This is a genomic window from Streptomyces sp. NPDC127100 (assembly GCF_042724095.1).
Taxonomy (GTDB): Bacteria; Actinomycetota; Actinomycetes; order Streptomycetales; family Streptomycetaceae; genus Streptomyces.
The window spans coordinates 25180-42099 of the sequence record NZ_JBHXFL010000022.1; the positions used below are offsets into that span (position 1 = coordinate 25180).

The 16920-nt window shown below is 69.7% G+C and carries 15 protein-coding genes; 3 read left to right on the plus strand and 12 right to left on the minus strand.

From position 1 onward, the window contains the following. Positions 1-274 precede the first annotated feature (274 nt). A complete protein-coding gene (locus tag ACFWJB_RS20500) occupies positions 275-1516 on the plus strand; it encodes an MFS transporter (protein WP_386923821.1) in 1242 nt (413 codons plus the stop codon). A 129-nt stretch (positions 1517-1645) separates the two neighbouring features. Here the strand turns inward: ACFWJB_RS20500 and ACFWJB_RS20505 are convergent, their stop codons facing one another. After that, positions 1646-2071 carry a MarR family winged helix-turn-helix transcriptional regulator gene (locus ACFWJB_RS20505; protein WP_386923823.1) on the minus strand — a complete coding sequence of 142 codons (426 nt, stop codon included), beginning with the start codon at positions 2069-2071 and terminating at the stop codon, positions 1646-1648. A gap of 85 nt (positions 2072-2156) precedes the next feature. Between ACFWJB_RS20505 and ACFWJB_RS20510 the strand changes: the two genes are divergently transcribed. Further along, a complete protein-coding gene (locus ACFWJB_RS20510) occupies positions 2157-2798 on the plus strand; it encodes an MBL fold metallo-hydrolase (protein ID WP_385457644.1) in 642 nt (213 codons plus the stop codon). 87 nt (positions 2799-2885) lie between these two features. On the opposite strand, the gene ACFWJB_RS20515 is transcribed toward ACFWJB_RS20510, so the two are convergent. Beyond that, on the minus strand, positions 2886-3737 hold the full coding sequence (locus tag ACFWJB_RS20515; RefSeq protein ID WP_386923826.1) for an NmrA/HSCARG family protein: 852 nt from the start codon (positions 3735-3737) through the stop codon (positions 2886-2888). A gap of 332 nt (positions 3738-4069) precedes the next feature. Continuing rightward, on the minus strand, positions 4070-5572 hold the full coding sequence (locus ACFWJB_RS20520; protein ID WP_386923828.1) for an aldehyde dehydrogenase family protein: 1503 nt from the start codon (positions 5570-5572) through the stop codon (positions 4070-4072). A gap of 141 nt (positions 5573-5713) precedes the next feature. Between ACFWJB_RS20520 and ACFWJB_RS20525 the strand changes: the two genes are divergently transcribed. Then, positions 5714-6352 carry a TetR/AcrR family transcriptional regulator gene (locus tag ACFWJB_RS20525; protein WP_386923830.1) on the plus strand — a complete coding sequence of 213 codons (639 nt, stop codon included), beginning with the start codon at positions 5714-5716 and terminating at the stop codon, positions 6350-6352. 51 nt (positions 6353-6403) lie between these two features. Here the strand turns inward: ACFWJB_RS20525 and ACFWJB_RS20530 are convergent, their stop codons facing one another. From ACFWJB_RS20530 to ACFWJB_RS20570, 9 genes are all read right to left on the minus strand, one after another. Further along, complete coding sequence (locus ACFWJB_RS20530; protein WP_386923832.1) at positions 6404-7087, minus strand: response regulator; 684 nt, start codon at positions 7085-7087, stop codon at positions 6404-6406. Then, positions 7084-8283 (minus strand): sensor histidine kinase, encoded by a 1200-nt coding sequence (locus tag ACFWJB_RS20535; RefSeq protein WP_386923834.1) that lies wholly within the window; start codon positions 8281-8283, stop codon positions 7084-7086. The genes ACFWJB_RS20530 and ACFWJB_RS20535 overlap by 4 nt, the downstream gene beginning before the upstream one ends. A gap of 95 nt (positions 8284-8378) precedes the next feature. Beyond that, entirely contained in the window at positions 8379-10595 is a 2217-nt protein-coding gene (locus tag ACFWJB_RS20540) for an MMPL family transporter (RefSeq protein ID WP_386923836.1), read from the minus strand. Positions 10596-10852: 257 nt separating this feature from the next. Next, positions 10853-11647, minus strand: a complete 795-nt coding sequence (locus ACFWJB_RS20545; protein ID WP_386923838.1) for a nucleotidyltransferase domain-containing protein — start codon at positions 11645-11647, stop codon at positions 10853-10855. 178 nt (positions 11648-11825) lie between these two features. Then, on the minus strand, positions 11826-12710 hold the full coding sequence (locus ACFWJB_RS20550) for a PfkB family carbohydrate kinase (protein ID WP_386923840.1): 885 nt from the start codon (positions 12708-12710) through the stop codon (positions 11826-11828). Positions 12711-12825: 115 nt separating this feature from the next. After that, positions 12826-13827, minus strand: a complete 1002-nt coding sequence (locus tag ACFWJB_RS20555; protein WP_385457663.1) for an SIS domain-containing protein — start codon at positions 13825-13827, stop codon at positions 12826-12828. Between the two features lie 89 nt (positions 13828-13916). Continuing rightward, positions 13917-14762 (minus strand): ABC transporter permease, encoded by an 846-nt coding sequence (locus ACFWJB_RS20560; RefSeq protein WP_386923842.1) that lies wholly within the window; start codon positions 14760-14762, stop codon positions 13917-13919. After that, the gene (locus ACFWJB_RS20565) at positions 14759-15586 is read right to left on the minus strand and encodes an ABC transporter permease (protein WP_385457727.1); all 828 of its coding nucleotides are present in this window, start codon (positions 15584-15586) and stop codon (positions 14759-14761) included. The genes ACFWJB_RS20560 and ACFWJB_RS20565 overlap by 4 nt, the downstream gene beginning before the upstream one ends. 50 nt (positions 15587-15636) lie before the next feature. Further along, a complete protein-coding gene (locus ACFWJB_RS20570; RefSeq protein ID WP_386923844.1) occupies positions 15637-16908 on the minus strand; it encodes a spermidine/putrescine ABC transporter substrate-binding protein in 1272 nt (423 codons plus the stop codon). Between the last annotated feature and the right edge of the window lie 12 nt (positions 16909-16920).

The window sequence follows — 16920 nt, forward strand, 5'->3', positions numbered from 1 at the left end:
CGCCCCCTGCCCCGGCAGGCAATCCAGGCCAGCGGGTGGCACGGAGTCGCGACATCCGTCACGACGGGGCGTCAGGTAGGACTCTAATGGAAATGATTATCAGTGCGATAGTGTGTTGCTCCCGCCGCGCTGCCCGCCGTGCGCCAGCCGCCCCCATTGCTCAACTTCACTGGCCGAGCAGGGAAGTTGTAGCCGGATCACATGCAGTCCGTTGCCGCAAACAGGACAGGAGTACTCCCCCGTGCCCACCCCATCCGCCCCTCCGACCGCCGCAGTGTCCCCTCCCACGAAGCAGCGCTCGATCCTGCTCGACCTCCCTTTCCTCCGCCTCTGGACAGGCGCCACCGCCTCGGGCCTGGCCACTTGGGCCCTGCCCTTCGTCCTCGGCCTCGCCGTCTACGACCGGACCCTGGCAGCCACCGACCTCGGCCTGCTGCTCGCCGCACGCACCGTCGGGTTCCTCGCAGCGGTGCCCGTGGCCGGAGTGCTCGCCGACCGGCACTCCCGCCGCGGCGTCGTACTGTGGGCGGGACTTACCGCCGGAGCCGCAGCCCCGGTGATCGCCGCCGGGCTGGAACGCTCAGTGGTGCTGATGGCAGCGGCCGCCGCGGCAGCGGGAGCCGGCCAGGGCGCCTGCCGACCCGCCTACCAGGCCCTCACCGCCGAGGTGGTCGACACCGGTCGCAGGCAGCAGGCCAACGCCGCGATGACCCTGGCGGTACGGGTCACCACACTCGTGGGCCCCTCCCTGGCCGCGCTCCTCGCCGCCTTCCTGGAGACCTGGGCCCTGCTGGTGGGCATCGGCCTGCTCTGGCTCGTCGCGGCCTGCGTTCCCGGACGCGGCGCGCGGCCGGGGGCTGCGAAAGACGCGTCGGAGCCTTCGGCCGGGACGGGCCGGTCGTCCTTCCTCGCGGAGTTCACGGAGGGTGTCCGCGAGGCGCGCAGGCACCCCTGGTTCCTCGCCGGTCTGGGCGCGTTGACAGCCGTCATAGCCACCGGCTACTCCGCGACCGGCGTCGCCCTCCCCATGGTCAGCCGCGACGAGTACGGGACCGAGGTCGTCCTCGCGGGCGCGATGACCGCCTACACCGCCGGAGCGCTGGGCGGCGCACTGCTCATCGCGCGGTGGCGCCCACGCTCCCCCGGCTGGGCCGCCCTCGCCGGCCTGGCCTCCTACGGCTTCGCCCCGCTCAGCCTGGTGCTCCCCGTGCACCCGGCCCTCGTGATGGCCGCCTACGCCATGGCGGGCCTCGGCGTCGAATTGTTCAACGTGCCGTGGTTCACCGCCGCCCAACGCGAGGTCGCCCCGGACAAGCTGGCCCGTGTCTCCTCACTGGACTTCCTGCTCTCCTACGGCCTCGCTCCGGCCGGACTCGCCGTCATCGCCCCCGCCATCGACGCCTTCGGCGCCACAGCGGTCCTCACGGGCTGCGCGCTCATCTGCTTCGCGGCACCTGCCATCGCCGCCCTCGCCCCCAGCGCCCGTACCTTCTCGACCACACGACGGCGCCCCTGACGAGGGCGGCCTGGACGACCGCACACTCACCCGGGGGTCCTACACGGTCGTACGCGCCCACCGGTACGGGGTCGACCGATATCGCGGGCACTCGGCCTGGCTTCGACGCCGTGGTCACGCCATGCTCGGTCAGTGTCCGGTAAGGCGGGCCGTCAGCCGGGACAGCAGGGAGACGGACTCGCTGAGCAGCTGTATTTCGTCGGGGTCGAAGGTCTCACGGATGGCGGCGCCGAGGGCGCCCGCGCGGAGTGCGCGTTCCCGTCGGAGGCGGGAGCGGCCGGCGTCGGTGAGGTGCAGCACGGACTTGCGGCCGTCGTCGGCGTGCGGCTCCGGCCGGACCAGGCCATCGCCGGAGAGTGCTTTGACCGACTTGGCGGCCGACTGGTGGGTGACGCCGCGCAGTCGGGCCAGGTCGGCTGTGGTCAGGGGGCCGCGGCGGTCGAGGAATCCGAGGATGGCGGCCTCGCCGGTCGGCATGGTGTCGACGGTTCGTACCGCCCGTACCAGTTCTCCGAGTTCTCGCCGCAGATCCTCGGCCAGCGCGTCTTCGTCCATGAAGCCATCGTAGCCGGAGCTTCGCTACCTAGTTGTACAGTTGGGTTGTATATTTTGGTGGCGAAGACGGAAGGACATCGCAGTCATGGAGCTCACCAAGTTCGGTCATGCGTGTGTGCGGCTCGAGAAGGAGGGGCGCCGCCTGGTCATCGACCCTGGCGGTCTGAGTGACCCGGCGGCACTGGAAGGCGCGGACGCCGTCCTCGTCACGCACGAGCACTTCGACCACTTCTCGGAGGAGGTGTTGCGTCGGGCGGCCGCGGCGCGACCAGGGCTGAGCATCTGGACCACCTCCTCCGTCGCGAAGCGACTGGACGGCCTCGGCACGCAGGTAGCCGCCGTCGGGGACGGAGACGCCTTCAGTGTTGCGGGCTTCGACATCCAGGTGCACGGCACCTGGCACGCGCCCATCCACCCGGATGTCCCGCGCATTCCCAACATCGGCTTCCTGGTGGAGGAGACCCTCTTCCACCCCGGCGACGCCCTGACCGTCCCCGGCACTCCCGTCAGCACGCTTCTGCTGCCCGTACACGCCCCCTGGTCCACGGTCGGCGATCTGATCGACTACGTGCGCGAGATCGCCCCTCGCGAAGCCTTCGCCGTGCATGACGGCGCCCTCAACGACATCGGTACCACGATGGTCGAGGGCTTCCTCGGAGAGCGGGGCCCTGGAGTACCGGCCCGCTACCGCCGGTTGGTCCCGGGCGCGAGCATCGGGATCGACTGAGGCCCGGGGGGGGGGCGGAGCCTGAGCCCGGCGCAGGTGGTCGTCGCGGCTCAGGAAGTCGATGCACGGCACCAGAGATGGGCGGGCTCAGCGGGCGGCTGTCCACGCACGGCCGGCCCAGTCCGCGTACCGGGTCCAGTTGATCTCGGGGTGATCCCCGTGGAGCGCTGGGATGTCGACGCGGTATCCCCCCTTGTTGAAGAAGGCCCACATGGCATGCATGTCAGGATCCTTCACCGCCGAGAGCGGAAAGCGCTCGTGCCGAACCTCCCGCCCCAAGGCGTCCCCCAGTGCGTCGGCCATCTGCACGGGAGTGGGCGCGTCACTGGCGAGTTCGATGCGCTGACCGGCGTACCCGACCGGATCGAGCAGTACTTTCGCGGCGAACGCCCCGAGATCTGCGCGGTCGAGCTGCTGCAACGGACGGTCCCCCGGCAGCGGCAGATCCAGGAGACCATCGAGGATGCGCTCGGCTCCGCCAAGTGCGTTGTCGAAGAAGTACGTGGGTCCCAGCACCGTATGCGGGACGTCTCCCGAGGCCAACTCCGCTTCGATCAGTGCCTTGCTCTCGAAGTGCGGCACCCCGCTGTCCTGATTGGCTCCAGCCACCGAACTGAACACGAGGTGCGGGACGCACGCCCGCGTTGCGGCAGCGATGATCGACCGTCCCTGTGCGACTTCGGCTTCGAGGCCGGCCTCGAACGGAGTGGTGTAGGCGAAGACCGCCCTCACTCCGGCCATGGCCACAGTGAGAGAGTCGGCGTCGCTCAGCGACCCGGTGACGACCTCGGCCCCGGCTGCGGCGAGCTTCCGTGCCGCTTGCCGGGCGGGGTCGCGTACCACCGCCCGGACACGGGCTCCGCGGCCGACCAACGCCCTCGTCACCGCACCACCCTGTCCACCGGTGGCCGCGAGCACCAGAATCGGTTCATCGGTCATGAGGGATCCTCGTTTCACTCGCTTCGACTTCCGCTCGCCCATCATCGGTCCGTGACCACTGTCTACCTGGACGGCGTGCCCGACGGCTGGCAACAGGGCACTCGGAGGCACAAGCTGTGCGCGCTCGGGCACGGCAGAGAACCTGCCATCCCAGGGGCCGGGGTGTGCACACGTCCGGCCGAGGGGCGATGCCGACGCCCAGCAGTACCGGATGCATTCTCGTCCGAGCTTCGAGAACCCTCCGGCCCTGCCTCACGAGGTGGTGGTCGAGACGACGGAGCGGGCTCTGCGTGGGCGTCGGCCGCCTCGCGGAGCAGTGCCAGGTGGCGTGGTCACAGCGCGATGCGGACGGTCTTGACCTGGGTGTAGGTGTCGAGTCCTTCCAGGCCGCCTTCGCGGCCCAGGCCGGACTGCTTGTAACCGCCGAAGGGGAGGTTGCCGGTGCTCATCTCGGCCCAGGTGTTGATCCAGACGGTGCCGGCCTCGATCGCTGCGGCCATGCGGTGTGCGGTGGTGAGGTCGGTGGTCCACACGGAGGCGGCCAGTCCGTAGTCGGTGTCGTTGGCCTGGGCGACGGCGTCGTCGATGTCGGTGAAGGTGGTGATCACGCCGACGGGGCCGAAGATCTCCTCGCGGACGACGCGCATGTCGGGGCGGACGTCGTCGAGGAGGGTGGGGGTGAAGAAGTATCCGTGGTCACCGAAACGCCCGCCGCCGGTCACCACGTTCGCGCCCTCCTCGCGGGCGATGTCGAGGTAGGAGCTGACGCGGTCGAACTGCGCCTTGGTGGAGAGCGGTCCCACCAGCGTGCCCTGGGTCAGCGGGTCGCCCGGGGTGAATGCCTCCATCGTCTTCAGCAACCTCTCGACGAACTCCTCGCGGATGCTCTCGTCGACCAACACCCGTGATCCGGCGACGCAGACCTGTCCCGCGTTGCCCAGGAAGCCGGCCGCCACGCCGCGGACCGCGACGTCGAGGTCGGCGTCGGCGAAGACTACCGACGGCGACTTGCCGCCCAGTTCGAGCGTTACGCGCTTGAGCGTGTCGGTGGCCTGGCGCTGGACCAGCTTGCCGGTCGCGGTCGACCCGGTGAAGGCGATCTTCGCGACATGGGGGTGCGTGACCAGCGCCTGTCCCGCCTCGGCACCCAGGCCGGTGACGACGTTCACGACACCGGCCGGCAGGTCGGTGCCGGCCAGCAGCTCGGCCAGGCGCAGCGTGCTCAGCGAGGCGGTCTCGGCCGGCTTGAGCACGACGGTGTTGCCGGCGGCCAGGGCCGGGGCGAGCTTGCCGGGCAGTTGGCCCATCGGACCGTTCCAGCCCCAGATGATGCCGACGACACCGAGGGGCTCCTTGCGGGTGTAGGCCATGCGGTCCTTGCCTGCGGGAACGCTCACGCCGGACAGCTTGGTAGGCCAGCCCGCGTAGTAGCGGAAGACCTCACTCGCCTCGGCCAGCATGTGCGCGGTCAGCATGCGGGGTGCGCCCATGTTGACCGAGTCGATGGTGGCCAGTTCGTCGGCGTGCTCCTCGATGACGTCGGCGATCTGGTTCAGGATCCGGCCGCGCCGGTCAGGGCCCATTTCCGCCCAGGCGGGATCGGTGAACGCCGCGCGCGCGGCGTGGACCGCGGCGTCGACGTCGGCTGCCTCGCCGCGCGGCACACTGGCCAGCGTCTCCTCGGTGGCCGGGTCGGTGTTCGGCAGCGTTCGTCCGGAGACCGCGGCGACCTCTCGGCCTCCGACCCACATCATCCGCTCCCCGGCCCGTACGAACGCGGGGAGGTCACGGCGGGCGGTTTCGGCGACGGGCGGGACGCTCACAGTTGCGGTCATGGTTGTTCCTCTCCTGGTGTCCTGACAGGCAGATCCACACCAAACGGATTGCCTGTCCACTTAACTTAACGGACAGGCTATCCGTTTACAAGGGGAAGTGGGAAGGGTGTCCGGTACGCTGGTTCCGACGCCGAAGGAAGGATGCATCCCGCCGTGAGCGCTGAGCCCGCCCCTGCCCGACGTGCCGACGCCGAGCGCAACCGGTCGAAGATCATCGCGGTCGCCCGCGAGGCCTTCGCCGAACCCGGTGCCGCACCGTCGATGGCCGAGATCGCCCGACGTGCCGGCGTCGGCATGGCCACGCTCTACCGCAACTTCCCCGGCAGACTCGAACTGGTTGAGGAACTCTTCCGTCACACCGTCGACGACATGTGCCAAGCCGCCGAATCCGTCAGTGGCGACACGCCTGGCGAGGCCTTCTTCGCCTGGCTCATGCGCTTCCACGCCATCGGCGCCCGCAAGGGACCTCTCGCCTCCGTCCTCCTCTCCGAATCCGCCAATGGCACTCCCATCCTCCGCGCCAGCCGCTCCCGCACGATCGCGGCCGGCGAACCCCTTTTCCGCGCCGCCCAACGCAGCGGAGAAGTACGCGACGACGTCTCTCTCGGACAGATCCTCGACGGCCTCGTCGCGCTCGCCGGCATCGACAACGGCCCTGACTTCCCCGGCGCCCTGATCCGCGTCCTGCTCGACGGTCTGCATCCGCATCCGCACACCACGGGCGGATCGCCGACTGCCGGTGAAGGCATGGACATCCCCACGACCACGAGAAGGAGCTAGGGATTGGCGTCCGTCTCCCCGTAAATGGACCGGCTGGTCCGGAGTCCACGGTCAGTCGTCCGCCGGGGGGTGCGCCCGCACCAGTCCAGCCTGGTAGGCGGTCACCACCAGCTGGGCACGGTCACGGGCACCGAGCTTGGTCATGGAACGCTGGATGTGGCTGCGGACGGTCAGGGGACTCAGGAACAGCTCGTCGGCGATCTCGCCGTTGGACCGGCCCAGTGCGGCGAGGGTCACGACCTCGCGTTCGCGGGCGGTGAGCGCGGCGACGCGTCCGGGCACGGCCAGGGGGCCGTCGGTCTCCGGCGCGGCGAGGAAGCGGGCGATCAGGGCCTTGGTGGCCGTGGGCGACAGCAGCGCGTCGCCCACGGCCACGGTGCGGATGCCCGCAAGGAGAGCGTCCGCGCTGACGTCCTTGCCGAGGAAACCGCTCGCCCCGGCGCGCAGGGCACGGGCGACGTTCTCGTCGTTCTCGAAGGTCGTGAGCACCAGAACCCGGGTGCCGGACAGCTCCTCGCGTCCGCAGATGTCGGCGGTAGCGGCCAGCCCGTCGGTCGAGGGCATCCGGATGTCCATGAGGACCACGTCCGGACGGTGGGTGCGCGCGAGCTCGACCGCTTCCCGGCCGTCCGCGGCCTCCGCGACGACCGTCAGGTCCGGTTCGGACTCGATCAGGATGCGGAAGGTGGCCCTGAGCAGGGTCTGGTCGTCGGCGAGCAGCACACGGATGGTCATGCGGCGGACCGTTCGTCGTCGTTCAGCGGAAGGGAGCAGAGGACTTCGAAGCCGCCACGCGCACGCGGTCCGGCCCGGAAGCTCCCCCCTGCGGCGAGGACCCGTTCGCGCATGCCGGCCAGTCCGAAACCCCGCTCCGCACGGCGTGGGGCCGCGCCTGCTCGAGGATCGGCGTCGTTGGTGACGGCGACCGTCAGGTCGTGTGCCGTATAGGCCAGCCGCACGCGTGCGCGCGAAGTGGCGGCGTGTTTGGCGACGTTGGTCAACGCCTCCTGGACGATCCGGTACGCGGTCAGGTCGAGGCCGGGGTGCAGGGCGCGCGGCTCTCCCCGTACCTCGACACGGACGTCCAGGCCCGCTTCGGAACAGGTGGTGACCAGGTCGGGGAGCTGGTCGAGGCCGGGAGCCGGACCCAGTTCCTCGGAAGTGTCGGTGTCCTGGCGGAGCAGGCCCACGGTGCGTTTCATCTCGCGCAGCGCCTCGGCGGTGGTGCCGGAGAGGTTCTCCAGCATCTCCACGGCCCGGTCCGGGTTCGACCGGGCCAGGTGTGCGGCCGTGCCTGCCTGCGCGTTCGCCAGCGCCAGGTGGTGGGCGACGACATCGTGCAGTTCCCGGGCGATGCGCATGCGTTCCTGGACGACCCGGTGACGGGCCAGTTCCTCCCGCTCACGCTCCATGTGCTCGGCCCGGGCGGCGGCGTACTCCCGGCGCACCCGGACGTAACTGCCGAAGGCCGCTGTCAGCAGCACCCACCCCGCCGGGTTGATGAAGGCGATGATCAGCGAGTGCCGGAGACCGGCGCCGAGTCCGATCCCCAGCCCGGCGACGATCATGCTCGCCGCCGTGATCGACGCGCTGAGCCAGGCGGTGCGCCGGTGGCGGCGCAGGGTGACGGAGTACTGCGCGACCAGCAGTGGTCCCATGATGATCGGGGTCAGCAGGAATCCCACGGCTCCCATCGCCACGGTGCACAGGGTGGTCACGGCCAGCACCGGCAGCGGATGGCGGTGCCGCCAGTGCAGCGCCGTTCCGGCGACGAGGCTCAGCAGGAAACCTGGCCACTGGGCCAGGGGTGCGGAGACCAGCCAGCCGGTGGCGAGACAGCCGGCGGCCGTGACCAGGACGAGTCCGGCGGGCACGGCCGTGCCGAGGGTCCGGGACCGGTACCCGGGCCGGTGCCGCCAGGCCGTTTCCATCGTGCCTTCCTCCTGGTGCTGTACGTGCGGTCCGACCAGGGTGACAGACCAGGCCGCCGCACCGCTCGGCACGCCGGCCCGGTACGCCCCCCGCGTCAGACGCGGACCGTTTCCCGCGGGTGCGTCGCGTCACCGTCGGACGCGTGTGGCCGGACGGTGAGGCCGCTTCCCTCGATGTCCACGTCGGGGAGCACCTTGTCGAGCCGGCGCGGCAGCCACCACGCCTTGTCGCCGAGGAGGGCAAGCACCGCCGGCACCAGGGCCATCCGGACCACGAAGGCGTCGAAGAGCACTGCTATGGCCAGACCGAAGCCGATCGTCTTGATCATGGACTCGCCGGACCCGATGAAGCCGGAGAAGACCGCGATCATGATCACTGCGGCGGCAGTGACCACGCGGGCACTGTGCCGGAAGCCGGAAACGACGGCCTGGGTGGGGCTTTCCCCGTGGGCGTACGCCTCCCGCATGCGCGACACGAGAAACACCTCGTAATCCATGGCCAGTCCGAAGACGATGCCCACCAGGAAGATCGGCATCAGGCTCATGATCGGGCCGGTCTGCTCCACACCCAGCAACTCCGCTCCCCAGCCCCACTGGAAGACGGCCACCACCGCCCCGAGGGCCGCCAGGACCGACAGCAGAAACCCGAAGGCCGCCTTGACGGGGACGAGGACCGAACGGAAGACCACCAGCAGCAGCACGAGGGCCAGGCCGACGATGACGGTCAGGTACGGCACCAGAGCGTCCTGCAGAGCCTGGGCCACGTCGATGTTCATCGCGGTGGAGCCGGTCACCTCGAAGGTTGCACCGGTATCGGCCTCCAGAGCGGTCCGTTCCCCGCGGATGGCCTGCACCAGATTCTTCGTCCGTTCGTCGTTCGGACCGGTGGAGGGGACGGCCGAGACCAGCGCAGTGTCACCCCTGTCGTTGAAGCTCGCAGGGGAAACGGAGACGACGTCATCGGTCGCCTTGATCCTGTCGACGACGGCAGCCACCGCCGTCCCGGGGCCGTCGGCGCCCCTGGCGTCCACGACGATCGTCAGCGGTCCGTTGAAGCCCGCGCCGAACCCTTCGGCGAGGGCGTCGTAGGCCCGCCGTTCGGTCGACGAAGTCGGCTTGGCCTCCGCGCCCGGCATGCCCATCTCGAGCTGGGCGGCGGGCAGGGCGAGTGCCCCGAGGCCCGCCACACAGACCAGCAGCACCGCGACGGGCCGACGCAGCACGAAGCGCGCCCACCGCGTGCCCGCGTTGTCCAGCTCCGGAGAGCACCCGGCACGGCCCTCCTTGCGTGTCCGGCGGGACAGCACCGCGTTCGGCCACATGCCGAGCAGCGCCGGGACCAAGGTCAGGGCCACCAGCACGGCCACCGCGACGGCGCCCGCTGCGCTCACGCCCATTTTGGTCAGCATCGGAACCTTGATCACCGACAGCCCGACCAGGGCGATCACGACCGTCAGACCGGCGAAGACGACGGCGGAGCCGGCCGTGCCGACAGCGAGCGCGGCGGCCTCACGTGCCTCGTGGCCCTTCGTCCGCTCCTCCCGGTAACGGGAGACGACGAACAGGGCGTAGTCGATGCCGACGGCGATACCGAGCATCGAGGCGAGCGTCCCGGTGGTGGCGGTCAGGCCGAAGGTGCTGCCCAGGGCGAGGATCGCGGCCATGGTGACACCGACCCCGACGAGGGCGGTCAGCAGCGGAAGTCCGGCTGCGGCCAGCGAGCCGAAGGTGATCAGCAGCACCACTGCGGCCAGCCCGAAGCCGATGGCTTCCGCGGAGCCGCCCGCCGAAGGAGGTGAGGCCAGCGCGTCACCGCCCACCTCGACGGTCAGGCCCGCGTCGCGGGCCTCGTCAATGGTCTTCTTCAACGCGCTCTTGCTCGCGTCGGTGAGGTCACCGGACGCGACCTTGAAGCCGACCGTGGCGTACGCCGTGGAGGCGTCCTCACTGACGGCGTTCGCCCGGAAGGGGCTCGTGGCGACGGCGACCTGGCTGCCGCCGGCGGCCTCGTCGACCAGCTTGTCGATGGCGGCCCGGTTGTCCCCCTCGGTGACCTTCTCCCCGGCGGGGGCAATGAACACGATGCGGGCGCTGGCCCCGTTCGCGTCGGCGCCCCCGGGGAAGCGCTCGCTGATCAGATCGAAGGCCTTCTGGGCCTCGATACCCGGCATGAAGGAGCTGTCGTCGTCGCCGGCGCCCGGCGCCGTGGCGGCGCCGGCACCGAGGCCGCCGAGCAGCACGGCCCACAGCAGTACGACGAGCCATCGCCGCCGGAAGGCCGTACGGCCCACTCGATACAAGAAGGTAGCCACGAAGAAGGTACTCCAGGTCGGAACTCGGGTGAGTACCCAAGATCGCTCCCGCGCGGTACCCGCGTCATCGTGCGTCTGCCGTCATTGCGTGCTGGTCGCTCAGCACCAGACGGGACGACTCACCTCCACCTGGGGTATCAGTGCCCGCTCCTCCCCACGTATGAGTTGCGTGCATGCCATGTCAGCCGGCGTCGGGTTCGCTGCCCTTCGAACCCTGTGGCTACCGTCGAGATCAAGCCCCTGAGATCGCGACTGCGTCAGCAGCCGTGGTCGGTGACGTCGTGGAGGTACTGCATGGCGAGCTTCTCGGCGTGGTGGCGCCGTTCGACGATCGCTCCAGCGGCATCGGACCATCGGCGGTAGAGATCAACGGTGGCGAGTAGCGCCCGTCCGGCTTCGTGGCGGTCATAGCCGCACAGAGTTGCCCGAAGGTCGCGAGCCTCTTCGGGCGCGATGGTCTCCAGGTGGCGTACACCACGGGGGATCGCTCCCCTCCGGTAGGCAGCGAGGGGGCCGAGTACGGTCTCGCGCAGGTAGGTGAGGAAGCTGATGGTCTCGAACAGCTCTCCGCGGCCGAGCTTCGTCGCACCGTAGTGCACCCAGATCCAGAACCGGTCCTCGATCCACTGCAGGTCAAAAGCCGGAGTGACCGGCGGCTGCTGGGCGAGGGCGCCGGCTAGGAGGCCGTCCCGGTCCCACAGGATCTCCGGGTCCTCGGTCCGCTCGGCGAAGTCGGAGGCTCTGACGAACTTGAAGTCGACGTGCAGGAGGGGCGGCCCGACGAGCGTGATGATCAGGCGCGGCTCGCCGACATGCTCCCCGGTGAATCCGGCCACCAGAGGGGCCCAGGAGCCGATCAGCACGAGCCGCTCCCCCATGACCATGTCGTACGCCTCGTCATCGACGACCAGGATCAGGTCCAGGTCCGAGTAGACATCGGGGCGGCCTTCCGCGAAGGACCCGGTGATCGCCACGCCGGCCACTCGCGCATCCTGCCGGATCCGAGGAAGCACGTCGCCGAGGAACTGGCTGTGCAAGGAGGGAACGTCCATCCGCTTTCCTTCCGATCGGAGCAAAGCAGAGCAACGTAAACCCAACCGGACGGGAGTCGCAATCCCAATTCATCACAACCGACCCGTCACGCACACAAGGTCCCTCGAAGCCGCCGACGTCACCGTCAGCCGCGACTCCGACCTCGGCGCGGGGCTCGGAGTGAGCGGCGGCATCCAGCTAGACGGCAGCCGCATCGGTGTCCGCCGTCGGGCGGCCGCAGCCGAAGGCCGCCTCCACGAAGCACTGTTGGTAGGCCGCCTGTGCACCCTGGCGCAGTGCGTGATCCAACGCTTCCGGTCCCGGCGGGACCCGCCGGGACCAGCCGTTACGGAGGAGGCTCACGACGAACCCGGCGAGGAAGGCGTCTCCGCAGCCCATCGTGTCGCGCATCGTCCCAGGGTCCGCGAAGCGGGCCGGCGCGGTGGCCGTGACACGTCCGTCGTGCGCGATCGCTCCCTCGAGGCCACGCGTGGCGAGCGCCATCCCGGCACCCCGTCCCACCACCTCCGTGAGCAGCCCGCGCGTCGCGGACTCGTCCAGGTGCGAGCACGACAGCAGCGCAAGGTCCACGTGAGGACAGACCCGGTCGAGGTAGGCGGGAGTACGGAATTCCTCCTCGTCGGAAAGGTCGAAGCTGATCAGCGGACCGGCGGCGGCGAGCCCGGGCAGTTCGGCTTCGGTGCGGGAGTAGACGCTGGAGTGCACGAGAGTGAAGGATGCCGCGTAGGACAGCAGGCCGGGGTTCAGGACGAGTGGTGCGCGCACGGCCTCACCGCCTTCGTCGTATGTGAGGAACACCCGGTCGCCGTCCCGCACATGCAGGGTGGAGACCGATGTCCCGCCCGCGCGTACCGGGCTGTGGTCCACGGCAACGCCCTGCGCCGTCACGGCCGTACGAAGGAAGGTGCCGAGGTCGTCGTCACCGAAGACTCCCAGGTAGGCGGCGTCCAGACCGAGCCGACGGGCGTAGACGGCGACGTTGACGCAGTTGCCGCCGGGGTAGTCGGTGCCGCGGTCCACGAAGCGGTCGACGGTGTTGTCTCCGAAGCCGAGCACGTTCATCAAGCTCTCCCGAGGCGCGGGCACGGCGTGCGGGGAACGCGGTGCCCGCCATGGGCGCGCCGGTGCCGGGGCACCAGCGCGCGGGGTGGATGTACGAGGGGAACCGGCCCGGCGGTCAGTAGTCCATGACGCGGTAGTAACGGCGCAGGTCGAGCGAGTGGTCCCGCACCCGTTCCAGGTGCTTGCTGACCCGGTCCATCACCGTGTCCAGCACCAGCGGCGCGAGCAGTCCGCGGAACTCCGGGCTGATGCCCTCCAGGGGGTAGTCGCGGGTGTCGAAGACGGTGACGTCCTTGGAGACGCGCTTGGCGAAGGCCTCGGCCCGGTCAGTGAGCCCGCGCGTCTCGTCCTCACCCTGGAAGACGATCACGCTGGTGTCCTCCTCCAAGAGCTCCAGCGAGCCGTGGAAGAACTCCGCGCTGTGCACTCGGGTCGTGCGCAGCCACTGCATCTCCTCGAGGATGCACATGGAGTACAGGTAGGTGAATCCCCACAGGTTTCCGCCGCCGATGAGGAAGTGGTAGTCGTTGTCCTTGTGAGCCTCGGCGAAGGCCGCAGCCACCGGCTCGGCCTGCCGGGCGACGTCCACCAGGATGCGGGGCAGTCCCGCCAGCTCGTCGGCCAGCCGCTCGTAGCCCTCGAACTCGCCCCGCCGGGACAGCAGTCGGCCCATGAGCAGCAGCAACTGGACGTCGAACGGCCAGGCCTTGGGCGCGGAGACCATCGCCGTGTCCACGTTCTGCGCGACGGGCGAGTCCGCGATGCCGGTGAAGCCGATCGTGAGAGCGCCCCGGGACTTGCAGTAGTCGATGGCGCGGAGGCTGTCCTCGGTGGTGCCGGAGACGGAAGTGAAGACGGCGACGGTTCGCTCACCGAGTCGGGCGTCGCCGGAAGCGACGAGCTCGGCGGCGACGGCGGCTCGGACCGGCAGCAGCGAGGTGCGCCGGGCGAGGTGCTCGTAGGGCCACATCTGCGCGTACGTCCCTCCCGCACCTACGAGGAGGACATTGTCGTACCCGTCGTCGATCAGCCGGTCTGCGACCTTCTCGATCTGGGGGCGCAACGCGACGAGGCTTTCCGTCTGGGCGACGAACTCGGATTCGTTGAAAGAGAGCACGGTGACTGGTTCCTTTGTGGGTTGTTCCGCACCGGCCCGGCGAGTGCCGGTGAGCCGGTGACAAAAGTGGGCGCGGGGACCGGATCGGGTCAGACCGCGCGGCGCCGGGAGAACAGCACGTTCGCCCCGGCGATGACGAGGCCGCCGACGAAGATGAGCGTTCCCATGACGTTGACCTGCGGGGGTACGCCGGTTCGGCTGGCGCTGTACACCCACAGCGGGAAGGTGACCGTACGGCCGGCGTTGAAGCTGGTGATGACGTAGTCGTCGACGGACAGTGCGAAGCACAGCAGCGCGCCGGAGGCCACACCCGGCAGCAACATCGGCAGGGTGACCAGCCGGAACGCCGTCCAGGGGCCCGCCCCCAGGTCGCGGGCGGCCTCCTCCAGGGTCGGGTCGTACCCGGCCATCCGTGCCCGTACGGTGATGGCGACGTAGGGGATGCAGAACACCACATGGGCGATGACGACCGTCCAGTAGCCGCGGGGCACACCCATGACGATGAACAGCGACAGCAGAGCGGCGCCGAGGGCGATCTCGGGTGCGGCGATGGCGGCGAACATCAGCAGGTCCACGGAGCCCCGGCCACGGAAGCGGTAGCGGCCGAGCGCCAGCCCGATCGGGGTGCCCAGCAGCGTGGCGACCACGGCGACGACCACAGCGATGGTGAGGCTGTTGACCAGGGCGGCGGTCAGGTTGGGGATGGCGAACAGGTTCCGGTACCAGTCCAGGGTGAAGCCCTGCCAGGTGAAGTTCACCTTGCTGCCCGTGTTGTTGAAGCCGAACAGAATCATGACGGCGATCGGCAGCAGCAGCCAGGCCAGGACCAGCCCGGTGTACAGGGTGAGGGCGGGTCGGCGTCGCACACGCCGGACGGGGCGCGGTCGCGCAGCGGCGGGTACGTCGGTGGCGGGCACGACGGTCTGTGCGGTCATCGCGCCGCCACCTCCAGGACCTCGTCGGTGCCCAGGGCGCGGGCGTAGGTGAACACGGCCAGCAGCAGCGCGCCCATGAGGACGAAGGACAGGGCGGCGGCACCGGGGTAGTCGAGGTTGGTGAAGTACTCGGTCTGGATGATGTTGCCGATCATCGTGGTGGAGGGGCCGCCGAGGATGCCGGCGTTGACGTAGTCGGCGGAGGCGGGCACGAAGGTCAGCAGCACGCCGGCGAACACGCCGGGCAGCGACAGCGGCAGCACCACGCGCAGGAACGTTCCCGCCTTGGAGGCGTACAGGTCGGTGGAGGCCTCGATGACCTTGGGGTCCACCCGTTCCAGGGCGACGTAGATCGGCAGCACCATGAACGGCAGGAAGTTGTAGGTCAGTCCGCCGATCACCGCGTACGGCGTAGCCAGCAGGTGGAAGTTGTCGGAGAGCAGGCCCATGTCCTTCAGCGGCCCGAGCAGGACGCCGCGGTCGGCGAGCACCACGTTCCAGGACTGGGTGCGGATGACGAAGGAGACGAAGAACGGCAGCAGGAGCACGAAGAGGAAGACCGACTTGTGCCGGCCGGCCCGGAATGCGATCCAGTACGCCACCGGGTAGCCGATGAGGGCACAGGCAACGGTGGCCGCGGCGCCGTAGACCAGGGACCGGACCAGCTGAACGTGATAGGTGCCGATCGCGTCGGCGTAGGTACTGAAGTGCCAGGTCTGGCGGAAGCCGTCGATGAAGTCGCCGGTCTGCAGCGACAGCGACACCATCACGATCACGGGGGTGACGAAGAAGGCGGCAAGCCACAGCCAGCCCGGGAGGATCATCCAGTAGGGCGCCAGCGCGGGCCCGGGACGCCGCGGCCGTCGCCTGCGGGTCACGCCTGGTAGATCGGTTCGAACAGTGCGTTCCACTGCTTCTCCTCCTCTTGGTCGAGCACCCGCAGGTGGCGCAGCCTGGCTTCGTCGGCCTCGGTCGGGAAGACCAGAGGACTGGTGCTCAGGGCGTTGAGCACGGTGCGCCGCTTGCCGGTGGCGGCGGCCGCGTCCCGGGCGACGACCTGCTGCGCGGCGGGGACGGGGCAGACGAACTGCACGGTCTCGCTGATCTTCGCGGCGACCTCGGGGCGGTAGACGTAGTCCATGTAGGTCAGTGCGTCGACGGGGTGGGCGGCCGTCGACGGGATGCAGAGGTTGTCGGTCCACAGCAGACCGCCCTCTTCGGGAATGACGAATTCAAGAGCCGAGCCGCTCTGATTGGCCTGGAACACATCGCCCGAGTACACGAGCGAGGCCGCCAGGTCGCCACGCTGGAGCGAGGACTGGTAGGTCGCGGTGGAGTAGGAGCGGACCATGCCGGCGTCGCGCTGCTTGCGCAGCCAGGCCGCCGCCTTGCGCCAGTCGGCGACGGTGGAGGTCTCCGGATCGACGCCGATGGCCAGCAGGGCGACGTTGCCCATCTGGACTGCGTCGTTCCACATGCCGACCCGGCCCTTCAGCTTCGGATCGAGCAGGTCCTGCCAGCTGGTGATCTTGCGGCCGACCTGGGCCGGGTCGTAGCCGATGCCGGTCATGCCGGACTGCCAGGGGATGGTGTAGACGTTGCCGGGGTCGAAGGAGGAGTTCTTGAACGCGGCCCCGCCGTGCTGGGCGAAGTGGGGCAGCCGGCTGTGGTCGAGCGGGGCGAGGCAGCCCAGTTGGATGTACTTGGTGAGGTAGCTGTCGCCGCCGACGACCATGAGGTCGTAGCCGATTCCCTGGCCGGAGGCGAACTCGGGCTGGATCTTGCCGAACCAGGAGGCGCTGTCGTCGATCAGCTCGTTGTAGGAGACCTCGATGCCGTTTTCGCGGGTGAAGGCGTCCAGGGTGGGATGCTTGCCCTGGTCGGCGGGGTCGACGTCGATGTACTGCGTGTAGTTGGCGAAGTCCAGCTTCCCGGACCTGTCCCTGCCGGTCCAGAAGTCGCTGACGGCCGCGGCGATCTCGGCCTTGCCGGTGGGAACGTGCACGCGGGCGCCGGGAACGCTGCACGCGGCGAGCGGGGCCAGCGCGGCGGCGCCGAACGCGGCGCGCAGCAGACCGCGCCGGGAGAGGCTGGGCGGGATCGGTCGGCGCCGCCGGGGCGGGAAGGGTATGGAGTGCTCGGGCATGGTGGTCTGCCT

Coding starts and splice junctions, on each gene's coding strand:
- ACFWJB_RS20505 (WP_386923823.1), bottom strand. CDS start 2,071: ATGGACGAAGACGCGCTGGCCGAGGATCTGCGGCGAGAACTCGGAGAA.
- ACFWJB_RS20510 (WP_385457644.1), top strand. CDS start 2,157: ATGGAGCTCACCAAGTTCGGTCATGCGTGTGTGCGGCTCGAGAAGGAG.
- ACFWJB_RS20515 (WP_386923826.1), bottom strand. CDS start 3,737: ATGACCGATGAACCGATTCTGGTGCTCGCGGCCACCGGTGGACAGGGT.
- ACFWJB_RS20520 (WP_386923828.1), bottom strand. CDS start 5,572: ATGACCGCAACTGTGAGCGTCCCGCCCGTCGCCGAAACCGCCCGCCGT.
- ACFWJB_RS20525 (WP_386923830.1), top strand. CDS start 5,714: ATGCATCCCGCCGTGAGCGCTGAGCCCGCCCCTGCCCGACGTGCCGAC.
- ACFWJB_RS20530 (WP_386923832.1), bottom strand. CDS start 7,087: ATGACCATCCGTGTGCTGCTCGCCGACGACCAGACCCTGCTCAGGGCC.
- ACFWJB_RS20535 (WP_386923834.1), bottom strand. CDS start 8,283: ATGGAAACGGCCTGGCGGCACCGGCCCGGGTACCGGTCCCGGACCCTC.
- ACFWJB_RS20545 (WP_386923838.1), bottom strand. CDS start 11,647: ATGGACGTTCCCTCCTTGCACAGCCAGTTCCTCGGCGACGTGCTTCCT.
- ACFWJB_RS20550 (WP_386923840.1), bottom strand. CDS start 12,710: ATGAACGTGCTCGGCTTCGGAGACAACACCGTCGACCGCTTCGTGGAC.
- ACFWJB_RS20560 (WP_386923842.1), bottom strand. CDS start 14,762: ATGACCGCACAGACCGTCGTGCCCGCCACCGACGTACCCGCCGCTGCG.
- ACFWJB_RS20565 (WP_385457727.1), bottom strand. CDS start 15,586: ATGATCCTCCCGGGCTGGCTGTGGCTTGCCGCCTTCTTCGTCACCCCC.
- ACFWJB_RS20570 (WP_386923844.1), bottom strand. CDS start 16,908: ATGCCCGAGCACTCCATACCCTTCCCGCCCCGGCGGCGCCGACCGATC.